Here is a 13,222-nt window from a genome sequence, read left to right as displayed (position 1 = left end):
CCGCCTGCCGCACCGTCGACGCCGATCCGAACGCGGCCCCGAACCCGGCCCCCGACGCCGATCCGAACGCGGAAAGCCCCTGCTCGCCCATGCGCCTTCACATCGCCTGCATCGGACGCATGAAGGCCGGCCCCGAGCGCGAGCTGTTCGAGCGCTACGGCTCGCGCATCGACAAGGCCGGACGGGGGGTCTCGCTCGGCCCGCTGTCAGTGACGGAGCTGCCCGAATCGCGCAGCCCCCGCGCCCAGGACCGCAAGGCGGAAGAGGCCCGCGCGCTGCTGGCCGCCCTGCCGGCGGGCGCGGCGATCGTCTGTCTCGACGAGACCGGGCGCGAGATGACAAGCGAAGCCTTCGCCGCCGAGCTGGAAAAGATCCGCGATGCGGGAACCGCCGACCTGGCGCTGGCCATCGGCGGCCCGGACGGCCACGGCGAGCCGCTGCTGGAGGCGGCGCGGATCAAGCTCGCCTTCGGCCGCATGACCTGGCCGCACCAGATCGTGCGGGCGCTCGCCGCCGAACAGCTCTACCGGGCCGTGACCATTCTTTCGGGCCACCCCTATCATCGGGGTGCATGAACGGGAGCAGGCGTGACGCAGCGGACTGCCCGTATTCCGCCCTATTTCTCGTCTAGGCCTTCTTTCCGCAGGCAGGAGTGAAGGGTTTACCATTCGTTAGGGTTGACGTTTCTTTAACGTCCCTGGGGCAAGCTGGTCATCCTTAGTCGGCCCGTCCCGGGCTCCCCGTGTCCCATGAGACCGCTTCGGCAAGGCCGCTGGCGGGTCGCAGGGCGAACGGTGAACGCACGACCAACTGCCGAGAGCCATGCGGACAGGTCATCTGCTGCTGATCCTTCCTCTCGCCGTCGCGCTTGCGACAGGCGTGTTGCCGCAAGGGCCCGGACAGGGCCTGGCAAGCGAGGAACAGATCGAGACGGCGCAGGAGCCGTCCGCCGCTGCCGGCCCGTCGACCGGCCCGGCCTCCGAACCGGAGAGCCTGGCCGACCGCAAGGCCCGCCGCGAAGAAGAACTGTCGACGCTGACCCGCGACCTGTCGCTGTCGGCCGACCGGCAGGCAGCGCTGGCGCGGGAAATCCGTGCCATCGAGCGCGACCGGGAAGCGCTCAATGCCGATCTTTTGCGCACGGCGCAAAGGGTCACCCGGCTCGAGGAACAACTGGCGTCGACGGAATCCCGTCTGCGGCGCCTGGGAGAGAACGAGGACGCAGTGCGCGCATCCCTGGTCAAACGACAGGACGTGCTGGCCGAGGTGCTCTCGGCCCTGCAGCGCATCGGCCGGCATCCGCCGCCGCCGCTTGCGGTGCGCCCGCGCGATGCGCTCGGCGCCGTGCGCAGCGCCCTGCTGCTCAACGCGGTGATGCCGGAGCTGCATGTGGAAGCGCAGGCGCTGGCGAGCGACCTCGCCTCGCTGCGCCAGCTCAAGGTGTCGAGCGCGGCCGAACGCGACCGGCTGGTCGCCGACGGCCAGCGCCTTGCCGAGGAGCGCACCCGCGTGGAACTGCTGGTCGCCTCGAAGAAGCGCGACCGCGAGAGAAGCGAGGCGGAACTGGCGCAGGAGCGCGACCGCTCCCGCCAGCTCGCCGAGGACGCGGGCACTCTCAAGGAATTGATCGCGACGCTGGAGCGGGACATCGCCAGCGCGCGGAATGCGGCGGAAGCCGCTCGCAAGGCCGACGAGGCCAGGCGCAACGCACCGCCCCCGTCCGATCCGTTCAGCGATCCGGGACGGCTGGCCCCGGCCATCGCCTTTGCCCAGGCGAAGGGGCGCATCGGCGCGCCCGTGGCCGGAACGGTGCTGAGGGATTTCGGGGCGCAGGACGGTTTCGGCGGCACCACGCAGGGCCGCTCCATCGCCACCCGCACCAATGCCCAGGTGGTGGCCCCGGTTGACGGATGGGTGGTCTATGCCGGACCCTTCCGTTCCTACGGCCAGGTCTTGATCCTGAACGCCGGCGATGGATATCATATCCTGCTTGCCGGCATGGACCGGACGAATGTCGAGCAGGGGCAGTTCGTGCTGGCAGGGGAGCCCGTCGCGACGATGGGAGAGACGCGCGTCGCAAGCGCGGCGACTCTCGATCTCGCGGCACCGCAACCCGTGCTCTATGTTGAATTTAGGAAAGACGGCGTTTCGATCGATCCCACACCTTGGTGGGTTCGACCCGAAGAAGAAAAGGCTCGCGGATGATTCGGAAAGCTTCCCTGTTGCTGGTCGGTGCGCTCATCGGTGGCGCGACAATCACCGCCCTCTCGCAGATGCCCGTGCGTGTCAGCGGCGTGGCGAATGCCGCCGCCTCCGACACCTACCGGCAGCTCAACCTCTTCGGCGACGTGTTCGAGCGGGTCCGCTCCGACTATGTCGAGGTTCCCGACGATGCGGCACTGATCGAGTCGGCCATCAACGGCATGCTGAGCTCGCTCGACCCGCATTCGAGCTACCTGTCGCCCAAGCACTTCCGCGACATGCAGGTGCAGACGCGCGGCGAGTTCGGCGGCCTCGGCATCGAGGTCACCATGGAGGACGGCCTGGTCAAGGTCGTCACCCCGATCGACGACACGCCCGCCTTCAAGGCCGGCGTGATGGCCGGCGACCTGATCACCCATCTCGACGGCGAGCAGATCCAGGGCCTGACCCTGTCGGAAGCCGTCGACAAGATGCGCGGACCGATCAACACGGGCATCGAGCTGACCTTGCGCCGCGAGAACGTGGCCGAGCCGGTCAAGCTGACGATCACCCGCGACATCATCCGCATCAAGTCGGTGCGCTTCCGCGAGGAAGGCGATGTCGGCTACCTGCGCGTGACCCAGTTCAACGAGCAGACCTATGACGGCCTGAAGGACGGCATGGACGAGGTCGCCAAGCAGATCGGCTCCGACAAGCTGAAGGGCTTCGTGCTCGACCTGCGCAACAATCCCGGCGGCCTGCTCGACCAGGCGATTGCCGTCTCCGACGCCTTCCTGCAGCGCGGCGAGATCGTCTCGACCCGTGGCCGCAACGCCGACGAGACCCAGCGCTACAACGCCCGTTCCGGCGACCTGGCCAACGGCAAGCCGGTGATCGTGCTGATCAACGGCGGCTCGGCCTCGGCCTCGGAGATCGTCGCCGGCGCCCTGCAGGACCACCGCCGCGCCACCGTGCTCGGCACCCGGTCCTTCGGCAAGGGCTCGGTGCAGACCATCGTCCCGCTCGGCGCCAACGGTGCGATCCGGCTGACGACGGCGCGCTACTACACCCCGTCGGGCGTCTCGATCCAGGCCAAGGGCATCACCCCGGACATCGAGGTGCTGCAGGAACTGCCCGAGGAACTGCGCGCCAGCGGCGCGGAGACCAAGGGCGAGGCGGGCCTGCGCGGCCACCTGCAGGGCGATGGCGAGGAGCAGTCCGGCAGCCAGGCCTATGTGCCGCCGGATCCCAAGGACGATGCCCAGCTGAAGCTGGCGCTCGACCTGCTCAACGGCGTCCAGGTGAACAGCGCCTTCCCGCCGGTCGGCGACCAGAAGGCCGCCATTCCGAACTGACCAACGACCGGCCGCGGGCGCCCTGGGGAGGGGAGCCCGCAGCCGCCCGTCTTGAAAGCGGATGAGGCACCATGGCGGGAAATGACCTCTCGACTCCCCTCGGGCTGAGCAACAAGAAGAAATATCTCAACCTGCCGCTCGGGCTGATCGGCGCAGGCATGATCACCCTGCTGGCGCTGACCGCGCTGGTGTGGATCGGCGTGGTCGACGATCCGCTGGGCGGCGAGCCCACCGCCTCGATCCCCCTGGAGCGCTCCCTCGACGGCCTGACCGCCCGCGATTTCGGCGTGGTGGAAATCCGCCCGACCCTGCCGGAGCAGGGCGAGCCGGGATCGCAGGCCGATGGCGGCCGCGACGAGACGCTGGGTCCGCGTTTCGAGCCCAAGCCGGCCGGCGAGCAGGACCTTGCCGCGCAGCCCGAAGACGACATGCCGTCGCTGGCAAGCGGCCAGGGACTGTCCGAGCGCCCCGATGCAAGGGTGAGCGAAAGCGGGCCGCACGGCCGGCTGCCGACAGTCTCCGACAACGGGTTGCGGCCGCTCGACATCTATGCCCGTCCTGTCAGTCAGTCGTTCGCCTCCGTCCCCAAGATCGCGATCATCGTCGGCGGCCTCGGCCTGTCGCAGACCAGCACCCAGGCGGCAATCGACCGGCTGCCCCCCGACATCACCCTCGCCTTCGCGCCCTACGGCTCCAGCATCGACCGCTGGATGCAGCAGGCCCGCCGCGCCGGCCACGAGCTGCTGCTGCAGCTGCCGATGGAGCCGTTCGACTATCCCGATAACGATCCGGGCCCGCACACGCTCCTGGTCAGCAACACACCGGTGGAGCTGCGCGACCGCCTGTCGTGGCTGCTCAGCCGAATCACCAACTATGTCGGCGTGATGAACTACATGGGCGCCCGCTTCACCGCCTCGGAAAGCTCGCTGCAGCAACTGCTCGGCGAGGTCACCCAGCGCGGCCTGATGTATGTGGACGACGGTTCGTCCTCGCGCAGCATCGCAACGGCGACGGCGAGCGGACTGCGCACCCCGTTCTCCCACGCGGATCTCGTCATCGACGACGTGCCGCGGCCCAAGGACATCACCGCCCGGCTGCTGCAGCTGGAAGGCACGGCGCGGGCACGCGGCATCGCCGTCGGCGTTGCCAGCGCGCTTCCCGTGACCATCGAGGAACTGGCACGGTGGTCGCGCGACCTGGAAGAGCGCGGGCTGCAGCTCATCCCGATCAGCGCCTCCATCGACCGCGCCGGCCAATAGCCGCCCCCGCCCTGTCCCTACCCCTGCCCGGCCTTTCCGGCCAACTTGCCTTCAGGAGACCTGCCGCGTGCTCAGCCCCGCCGCCCTGCCCGACTATCGCCCCTGCGTGGGCGTGATGCTGCTCAATGCCGACGGCCTGGTGTGGACCGGCAAGCGCGCGCCGGAGGGCGGGGTCGATCCCGACTATTGCTGGCAGATGCCGCAGGGCGGCATCGATGCCGGCGAGGACCCGCTGCCGGCTGCCCGCCGCGAGCTCTACGAGGAGACGGCGATCCGCTCGATCACGCTGATCGCCGAGGCGCCGTCCTGGTTCTCCTACGACTATCCGGCCGACATCGTGCCGCTGCGCCACAAGGCGCGCTACAAGGGCCAGACGCAGAAGTGGTTCGCCTTCCGCTTCGAGGGCGACGAGAGCGAGATCGACATCCTGACGCCGCCCGACGGTCACAAGCCGGAATTCAGCGAGTGGCGCTGGCAGCGGGCGGAGGAACTGCCCGGCCTCGTCATCCCGTTCAAGCGCGCCGTCTACGAAGGCGTGGTGCAGGCCTTTTCCGCCTTCACCCGCTAAACGGCAAGCTGCGGCCCGCTCCGCAGGCCAGCCGCTTCCCACAGGCCGGCCAATCGGCCATGGCGCCCGGCGCCCCCGCCTGCCATGATCGCGCATCCGCGCCTGCGGGCCGCGCCCTTGCTGCCCCGCGCGACCCTGCCGGACCGGCGCCTCCTTTCCAGGAGGCATGCCCCGCTCCGGCGCAACACGCTCACGGGGGACATCATGACACTTTCAGCGGACCTGTCCGGCAAACGGATGCTGATCACCGGCGCCTCGAGCGGGCTCGGCTCGCATTTCGCGCGGGTCGCGGCGCGGGCCGGCGCCTCCATCGTGGTGGCGGCGCGACGCCAGGACCGGCTCGAGGCCTTGGTGGAGGAACTGCTCGGGCTCGGCGCACCAAAGGCGGCGGCGCTGGCGCTCGATGTCGGCGACGGAGCGGCAATCCATGCCTGCCTTGCCGATGCGGTCTCGAAGCTCGGCGGGCTCGACATTCTCGTCAATAATGCCGGCATCGCCCGGGCCGGGCTTGCGGTCGACCAGACGGCGGAGGATTTCGATGCGGTGATGTCGGTCAACCTGCGCGGCGTCTGGCTGATGGCGATCTCCGCCGCCCGCCACTGGCGCGAGACGGGAACGCCCGGCAACATCGTCAACATCGCCTCGATCCTGGGCGAGCGGGTGAGCATGGGAACCGCCTGCTATGCGGTCTCCAAGGCCGGCGTCGTGCAGATGACGCGGGCGCTGGCGCTGGAATTCGCGCGGCTGAACGTGCGCGTCAACGCGCTGGAGCCGGGCTATTTCGAGACCGAGATCAACCAGGGCTATTTCGACACCGAAGCCGGCAAGGCGATGATCCGGCAGGTGCCGATGCGCCGCATCGGCCATTACGAGGATCTCGACGGGCCTTTCCTGCTGCTGGCGAGCGATGCCTCGCGCTTCATGACCGGCGCGGCGATCCCGGTCGACGGCGGCCACATGCTGGCCTGATCTCGGTCCGGCCGACCTCAATCCGGCCGGGCCGGACCATCGTCGTCGGCGGCAAGGGCCGCCTGCCACTCCCCGCGCACCTCCTCGTCCTGCTCCCCTGCCAGCGCGGCAGAAGCAAGGGCGGCGAAGCGTGCCTGCGGCAGCAGGCGCGAGGCCGCCCAGACGGCGGCGCCGCGCACCAGCGGGCTGTCGTCGGCGAGCAGCGGCTCGACACGGGCGGCAAGCGAGGGCGAGCCGGAATTGCCGGCGGCGACCAGCACGTTGCGCAGGAAGCGGTCGCGGCCTATGCGCTTGATCGGCGAGCCGGAAAAGAGCGTGCGGAACGCCGCATCGTCCAGCTGCAGCAGGTCGGCGAGCGCGGGCGCGCGCAGCTCGTCGCGGGCGACGAGCCGTGCCTCGTGCGCCTCGACCGCGAACTTGTTCCAGGGACAGGCGGCAAGGCAGTCGTCGCAACCATAGATGCGGTTGCCCATGGCAGCGCGGAAGGCGCGCGGGATCGGCCCCTTGTTCTCGATGGTGAGATAGGAGATGCAGCGGCGCGCATCGAGCCGGTAGGGCGCGGGAAAGGCGTCCGTCGGGCAGACCTCCAGACAGGCGCGGCAGGAGCCGCAATGGTCGACCTCGGCCTCGTCCACCGGCAGCTCCAGGTCGGTGAAGATCTCGGCGAGGAAGAACCAGGAGCCGAGGCGGCGCGAGACGAGATTGGTGTGCTTGCCCTGCCAGCCGAGGCCCGCCTGCTGGGCCAGCGGCTTTTCCATCACCGGGGCGGTGTCGACGAAGACCTTCACCTCGCCCTCGCCCAGCCCCATGCGCCGGGCCTGGGCCAGAAGGTGCTGCGCCAGCTCCTTGAGCCGGCCCTTGATGATGTCGTGATAGTCGCGGTTGCGGGCATAGACGGAGATGGTCGCCTGCTCGCGCGCACTGAGGCTCGCCAGCGGATCGCCGTCCGGCGCGTAGGAGAGCGCCAGGCTGATCACCCGGCGCGCATCCGGCCACAGGGCCTGGGGCGCTGCACGGCGCTCCGCCGTCTCGGCCATCCACTCCATCGAGCCGTGGTGGCCGGCGGCAATGAACCCTGCGAGATGTTCGGATGTCCGGGGCGGTGCATCGGCAAGGGCGACGCGCATGTCGTCGAAGCCCAGCGCCCGCGCCTTGTCGGCGAGCGAGGCCTTCAGCCGGGCCGCCTGCTGCGGGCTCAGAAGTCCAGGTCGGCGTAGACTGACGCCGGCGGCATGCCCAGCATCTTCTCCGCCAGCAGCGGACGGAAGCTCGGACGCGACTTCATCCGAGCGTACCACGCCTTGACGTTTTCCTCCTCCGCCCATGGCACCTCACCCAGGTAGTCGGCGCAGGACAACTCCGCCGCCACGGCGAAATCGGCGAAGGTCAGCCGCTCGCCCGCCAGCCAGTTGCGCGAGGCGGCAAGATAGCCGAAATAGCGCAGATGGTGGCCGATATTGGAGCGCGCGGCGCGCAGGATGGCCGAATCCGGCGATCCCCCGCCCTGCGAGGACGGCATGTCCTGCTTGTAGATCCGCTCGCGCACGAAGGGGCCGATCACCTCGGTGTCGAGCTTGTTCACCGCCCAGTCGACCAGCCGCCGGGTCTCGGCGCGCGCGTCCGGGTGGTCGGGCATCAGCCGGCGGTCGCCGACCGCATAGCCGCGCGTCTCGTCGAGATATTCCATGATGGCGAAGGCCCCGCACACGGGCGGGCCGTCGTTTTCCCGCAGCACCGGCAGGGATCCGGCCGGATTGAGCATCAGGAACTCGCGACGGCGCTCCCAGGGGCGCTCGGTGACGAACTCCACCTTGGCGCCGTATTCGGCCAGCACAAGCTGCACGAAACGCGACTGGGGCGAGAACGGATGGCGATACAACGTCAGCATAAGAGGATCGTAACCGGTTACGGTTAATCAAACGGTGCAGGATGCGGGCGGCACCGTTGCCAGGGGCCCCGTATACGCCGCACCACGCCGTCGTACAACGCGGCAATTCCCGCAAGGAACCCCCGCAAGGAACCGGAGAGTCCAGCCCATGCAATCGGAGACGCTCGTCGGAGCGCTGATCCTCGGCCTCGTCGAGGGCCTGACCGAGTTCATTCCCGTTTCCTCGACGGGGCATATCCTGCTGCTCGGACATTTCATCGGATTCGAGAGCACCGGCAAGACCTTCGAGGTGCTGATCCAGCTCGGCGCCATCCTCGCCATCCTGTCCGTCTATTTCCACCGCCTGTGGGGCATCGCGATGGCGCTGCCGCACGAGGCGCAAGCGCGGCGCTTCGTCGCCGGCATCCTGCTCGCCTTCCTGCCGGCCGCGGTGATCGGCGTATTCGCCCACGGCTTCATCAAGACGGTGCTGTTCGAATCGCCGGCGCTGATCTGCACCACGCTGGTAGCCGGCGGCATCGCGCTGCTGGCCGTCGACCGGATGAAGCGGGTGCCGCGCTACGACGACGCGATGAGCTATCCGCTGTGGCTGTGCCTGGCCATCGGCTTCTTCCAGACGCTGGCGATGGTGCCGGGCGTCTCGCGCTCCGGCTCGACCATTGCCGGCGCCCTGCTGCTGGGCACCGACAAGCGCTCGGCGGCCGAGTTCTCGTTCTTCCTGGCGATGCCGACCATGGCCGGCGCCTTCGCCTACGACCTCTACAAGAACCGCAACATCCTGTCGGTCGACGACGTGACCATCATCGCGGTCGGCTTCGTCGCCGCCTTCGTCACCGCCGTCTTCGTGGTACGCGGCCTGCTCGACTTCGTCACCCGGCACGGTTTCGCGCCCTTCGCCTGGTGGCGCATCGGCGTCGGCCTTGCCGGTTTCGCCGGCCTATATCTCTTCGGCTGAGGCCTCGGCCGCCATCGCCGCCAGCTCGTGCGCGAGTTGGCGGCGCAGCTCGTCCGGGGAGAGCAATCGCGCCCCCGGCCCGAGCCAGCGCACCAGCGGCAGGATCACCTCGGCCTCCGTGCTGGGGATGCGCACCTCCAGCAGGCAGTGCCCCGCCCCTTGCGCGGTCTCCTCGTGCTGCGCCCCGAAGATCGCGTGGCGGTAGTACCAGTCGCGCTGCAGGCGCGCCGCCTGCTCGCGCGTGACGAGAAGCCGGCTGACCCGGCCCTCCCCCTCCCAGCGGCGCATGGCCCGCGACAGCCAGGCGCGGCCGATCTGGCTCTGCACGGAGAGCGCGGCGCGCGGGCGGAAGGCGAGGCCGGACACCTCGATCTCCTGCACCCGGTCGGCGCGGATCAGCCGCTCCGAGCCCAGGTCGACGTCGTGGCCGAACAGATACCAGCGGTCGCGGTCGAACAGGATGCCGTGCGGCTCCATGTCGTAGTCGGCGCTGCGGCCGCGATAGGGGTTCTCGTGGGTCAGGCGCACGCGCCTTGAGGCCAGCAACCCCTGCATGAAGCGGTCGACGGCAAGCTGCGTATCGCCCTCGCCGGTGCCGTCGGGCTCCGGGTGGAAGATGTCGGCCGGCGGGCACTCGATGCCGACGATGCGCTCGCCCTGCGCGAAGAGCTCGCGCGCCGCGCGCGGCAGGGAGGCCAGCAGCTTCGCCTCGGCCGCATCCAGCTCCGACAGGAGCGGCGTCGCGCGCAGGCCCCGCACCAGGGCCAGCGCCACCAGCAGGGCCGCCGTCTCGCCGCGGGTCAGCGCCACCGGCGGCTGCAGGTAGTCGCGCGCCAGCCGGTAGCCGCCCTCCGCCCCGCGCTCGGCCTCCACCGGAATGCCGAGCGCCAGCAGCCGGTCGACATCGCGGTAGATGGTGCGCACGGAGACGCCGAATCGCTCCGCCAGCTCGACCGCGCTGCGCTGGCCGCCGGTCAGCAGCAGCAGGATGCCGAGCGCCCGTTCGATGGCGTTCATCGCTCTCTTCTCCCGAAAAAATCACCTGCCGCGACACTGCCAAAACATACCTGACGCGCTGGTGTCAGGTATGCCCTGCCATCCTGCTTCGCATCGCCGCTTTCCACAACGCAGCGCCCATCACGGGCCTCACCGGAAACGCGGCCCGGCAACAGGAGAGCCAGCCATGACCGACATGCGCGTGAACAGAATGGGGGCCATCAGAACCGCTTCGCTCGAGACCCGCCCTACCGGGACGGCAACGCCGAAGAGCGGCCGCGCGGCGGCAGACCCCTACGACTTTCCCACGCCCCCGCGCTTCCTGCCGGCACTGCTGCTCGCACGGGCGGCGCGGGCCCTCGCTGCCCGCTGGCGGCGCTGGCGCTCGGCGCGGCGCACCCAGGCGGCGCTGGAGCGGCTGGACGAGGCGGGGTTGCGCGACATCGGCCTGTCGCGCGGCTATTTCGGCTACGAGCCGGACGACGGGCTCAGCCGCCGCGAGCGGCAGCGGATCCGCCGGCTCGGTTCGGATTTCGGCCTGTGGCGGCACGGGCTCGATTGATGCGGGCTACGGTAAAAACACAACGAGCCGGAGCGGCGGCCTGCCGCTCCGGCTCGCGGGCGTTTCCGTCACAAGAAATCAGACTTCCGGGCCGGCCGTCATGCGGTTGGCATCGTACTGGCCGTGCTCGCGATAGCGCTCCAGATAGGTCGGCAGGATCGTCGCCAGCGTGCGCGGCTCGATGCCCAGCGCCTTGAGCGTGCGCCCTTCCGCTTCGGCCTCGACCGAGACCACGTTGTCGACCTTCAGCATCTCGACCTGGTCGACCGTCAGCAGGGGCTTGGGCAGCATCTGCAGGAACCGCGCCTGGATGCGGGCAAGGCCGAAGGGCAGCGGCACCAGCACGCGGTTGCGGCGAATCACCTTGAGCATCGTCTCCAGGCACTCGCGGAAGGAGAGAACCTCCGGCCCGCCAAGCTCGTAGATGCCGCCGGGCGTCAGCTCGCCGTCGACGGCGCGCGCCACCATCTCGGCGACGTCGCCGACGAAGACCGGCTGGAACTTCGTCACGCCGCCGCCGACCAGCGGCAGCACCGGCGACATGCGCGCCATCGAGGCGAAGCGGTTGAAGAAGTCGTCCTCGGGACCGAAGACGATGGAGGGGCGCAGGATGACCGCCTGAGGCGTCGTTTCCAGCACCGCCTGCTCGCCGGCCGCCTTGGACCGGGCATAGGCGGCGGGCGATGCGGCATCGGCGCCGATGGCCGACAGATGCACCACACGGTCAATACCGGCGGCGCGCGCCGCCTCGGCGACCGCACGCGGGCCGAAGGTCTGCACCGCGTCGAAGGTCTGGGCGCCGGCCTCGTAGAGAATGCCGACGAGATTGACCACCGCATCGGCGCCGACCACCGCCCGGTCGACCGACCAGCGATGGCGCAGGTTCGCCTGCACCGGCATGATCTGGCCGACGGCGCCGAGCGGCTGCACATGCTCGGCCAGATCGGGGCGACGCACCGCGACGCGGACACGATAGCCGCGCCGGGCCAGCGCCCGGACCACATGGCGCCCGATGAAGCCGGACCCGCCGAACACGGTGACGAGCTTGCCGTTCAGGGCCTTCGAACCGGATGCCGCGGACATGACTGTCGCTCCCTCTGTGACCATCTGTGTATCGGTGGCGCAAGCCCCCGATGTCGGTTGGATGCCTTGCCCCCGTACAGCGTCTACGCTGTCCGTCGCACCACCGGATTGCGAATCTTTCGAGGCGGGGCCGCATCCTGCCGGCGACGCACCGATTCGCGGCGCCGTACGGCAAGAGGTTTGCGAAAAACCCGCCTGCCCGGTCTCAATAGCCCTTGCACCGGCGTCTGTGAAGGCCGGTTTTGCACATACGCAGACGGTTTCAAAAACCCCCGTTGACAAGCCGGCAAGCGTTCCTTACAAGCCCGCCTCACAGCCCAGGTGGCGGAATTGGTAGACGCACTAGCTTCAGGTGCTAGCGCTCGAAAGGGCGTGGAGGTTCGAGTCCTCTCCTGGGCACCAAATTCGTCTCGGACATGCCAATAGGTCCGAGGCACACGAAAAAGGTCCGGTTCGCCGGGCCTTTTTTCGTTTCGGCGGGCCTTGGTCTGCCCGACCTTGCGGACGCAACGTCACATGGCGCGCGTTTGCGCCGCCAAACCGCGGGGCGCATCGCCGTTCGCAAGATGGACGCGGCCGGAAAACGCCGATATCAAGGGCGGCACTTTCACCAAGGCACAGACACGCATCCCGCCCGGAGGCACCCTTTCATGACCATCCGCCTGCATCGCGGCGACCTGCCCGACCTCGCTTCGCCCGAAATGGCCGCCTACCGGACGGCCGGCGCCGTGGCGATCGACACCGAGACGCTCGGCCTCAAGCCGCATCGCGACCGGCTCTGCGTGGTGCAGCTCTCGCCCGGCGACGGCAGCGCCGACGTGGTGCAGATCGCGAACGGCCAGACCAGCGCGCCGAATCTCGCAAAGCTCCTGGGCGATCCGGCCAAGACCAAGCTGTTCCACTTCGCCCGCTTCGACGTCGCCGTGCTGTCGCACGGGCTCGGCATCGACTGCGCGCCGGTCTGGTGCACCAAGATCGCCTCGCGGCTGGTGCGCACCTATACCGACCGGCACGGCCTGAAGGATCTCGCCCGCGAGCTGATCGGCGTGGAGATATCCAAGCAGCAGCAGAGCTCGGACTGGGCAGCCGAAACCCTCACCGACGCGCAGCTCGCCTATGCCGCTTCCGACGTGCTGTACCTGCATGCGCTGAAGGACAAGCTCGCCGAGCGGCTGGAGCGCGAGGGGCGCACGCAGATCGCCGAGGCCTGCTTCCAGTTCCTGCCGACCCGCGCCGCGCTCGACCTTGCCGGCTGGGACGATACGGACATCTTCGCCCACAGCTGAGGCCTGCGCCCTCGCGAAAGGGCGGGACCGCCGGGCGTTGCCATCTCGGCAGGAGGAAGACAGCGCCCTTGCGCATGCCTATATAGAGGCAGGACGAGTTTGGGGCCGCATGAGGGGTGC

13 protein-coding genes and 1 tRNA gene are annotated in these 13,222 nt (G+C 69.3%); 10 read left to right on the top strand and 4 right to left on the bottom strand.

All coding sequences use genetic code 11. From position 1 onward, the window contains the following. The first annotated feature begins 89 nt into the window (after positions 1 to 89). From rlmH to GH266_RS15965, 6 genes are all read left to right on the top strand, one after another. Positions 90 to 575 (top strand): 23S rRNA (pseudouridine(1915)-N(3))-methyltransferase RlmH, encoded by a 486-nt coding sequence (rlmH, locus tag GH266_RS15990; RefSeq protein WP_158194714.1) that lies wholly within the window; start codon positions 90 to 92, stop codon positions 573 to 575. Between the two features lie 247 nt (positions 576 to 822). Further along, entirely contained in the window at positions 823 to 2,205 is a 1,383-nt protein-coding gene (locus GH266_RS15985) for a murein hydrolase activator EnvC family protein (protein ID WP_158194713.1), read from the top strand. After that, positions 2,202 to 3,536 carry a S41 family peptidase gene (locus GH266_RS15980; protein WP_158194712.1) on the top strand — a complete coding sequence of 445 codons (1,335 nt, stop codon included), beginning with the start codon at positions 2,202 to 2,204 and terminating at the stop codon, positions 3,534 to 3,536. Before GH266_RS15985 ends, GH266_RS15980 begins: the two co-directional genes overlap by 4 nt. A 71-nt stretch (positions 3,537 to 3,607) precedes the next feature. Next, the gene (locus GH266_RS15975) at positions 3,608 to 4,795 is read left to right on the top strand and encodes a divergent polysaccharide deacetylase family protein (protein ID WP_158194711.1); all 1,188 of its coding nucleotides are present in this window, start codon (positions 3,608 to 3,610) and stop codon (positions 4,793 to 4,795) included. A 67-nt stretch (positions 4,796 to 4,862) separates the two neighbouring features. Next, on the top strand, positions 4,863 to 5,363 hold the full coding sequence (locus GH266_RS15970; protein ID WP_158194710.1) for an RNA pyrophosphohydrolase: 501 nt from the start codon (positions 4,863 to 4,865) through the stop codon (positions 5,361 to 5,363). 204 nt (positions 5,364 to 5,567) lie between these two features. Beyond that, complete coding sequence (locus GH266_RS15965) at positions 5,568 to 6,332, top strand: SDR family NAD(P)-dependent oxidoreductase (protein WP_158194709.1); 765 nt, start codon at positions 5,568 to 5,570, stop codon at positions 6,330 to 6,332. A gap of 17 nt (positions 6,333 to 6,349) precedes the next feature. Here GH266_RS15965 and queG read toward each other — a convergent pair whose 3' ends face one another. Together queG and GH266_RS15955 are read right to left on the bottom strand one after the other, a co-directional pair. Continuing rightward, positions 6,350 to 7,531, bottom strand: a complete 1,182-nt coding sequence (gene queG, locus GH266_RS15960) for a tRNA epoxyqueuosine(34) reductase QueG (RefSeq protein WP_158196248.1) — start codon at positions 7,529 to 7,531, stop codon at positions 6,350 to 6,352. Further along, positions 7,528 to 8,220, bottom strand: coding sequence for a glutathione S-transferase family protein (locus tag GH266_RS15955; protein ID WP_158194708.1), 693 nt, complete (start codon positions 8,218 to 8,220; stop codon positions 7,528 to 7,530). The genes queG and GH266_RS15955 overlap by 4 nt, the downstream gene beginning before the upstream one ends. Positions 8,221 to 8,368: 148 nt before the next feature. On the opposite strand from GH266_RS15955, the gene GH266_RS15950 reads away from it, so the two are divergent. Beyond that, positions 8,369 to 9,175, top strand: coding sequence for an undecaprenyl-diphosphate phosphatase (locus GH266_RS15950; RefSeq protein WP_158194707.1), 807 nt, complete (start codon positions 8,369 to 8,371; stop codon positions 9,173 to 9,175). Here the strand turns inward: GH266_RS15950 and GH266_RS15945 are convergent. Further along, positions 9,158 to 10,192: a helix-turn-helix transcriptional regulator gene (locus tag GH266_RS15945; RefSeq protein ID WP_158194706.1), complete on the bottom strand. Its 1,035-nt coding sequence runs from the start codon at positions 10,190 to 10,192 to the stop codon at positions 9,158 to 9,160. The two genes, GH266_RS15950 and GH266_RS15945, sit on opposite strands and share 18 nt — an antisense overlap. A gap of 166 nt (positions 10,193 to 10,358) precedes the next feature. On the opposite strand from GH266_RS15945, the gene GH266_RS15940 reads away from it, so the two are divergent. Beyond that, positions 10,359 to 10,733: a YjiS-like domain-containing protein gene (locus GH266_RS15940; protein WP_158194705.1), complete on the top strand. Its 375-nt coding sequence runs from the start codon at positions 10,359 to 10,361 to the stop codon at positions 10,731 to 10,733. A 78-nt stretch (positions 10,734 to 10,811) separates the two neighbouring features. Here the strand turns inward: GH266_RS15940 and GH266_RS15935 are convergent, their stop codons facing one another. Further along, positions 10,812 to 11,816: a complex I NDUFA9 subunit family protein gene (locus tag GH266_RS15935; protein ID WP_158194704.1), complete on the bottom strand. Its 1,005-nt coding sequence runs from the start codon at positions 11,814 to 11,816 to the stop codon at positions 10,812 to 10,814. A 315-nt stretch (positions 11,817 to 12,131) separates the two neighbouring features. Between GH266_RS15935 and GH266_RS15930 the strand changes: the two genes are divergently transcribed. After that, positions 12,132 to 12,218, top strand: a tRNA-Leu gene (locus GH266_RS15930). A gap of 248 nt (positions 12,219 to 12,466) precedes the next feature. Next, positions 12,467 to 13,102: a ribonuclease D gene (locus tag GH266_RS15925; protein ID WP_158194703.1), complete on the top strand. Its 636-nt coding sequence runs from the start codon at positions 12,467 to 12,469 to the stop codon at positions 13,100 to 13,102. The last annotated feature ends 120 nt before the right edge of the window (positions 13,103 to 13,222 follow it).

The sequence above is a fragment of the Stappia indica genome (assembly GCF_009789575.1).
Classification (GTDB): Bacteria; Pseudomonadota; Alphaproteobacteria; order Rhizobiales; family Stappiaceae; genus Stappia; species Stappia indica_A.
This window is presented reverse-complemented; position numbering and strand designations above follow the sequence as displayed.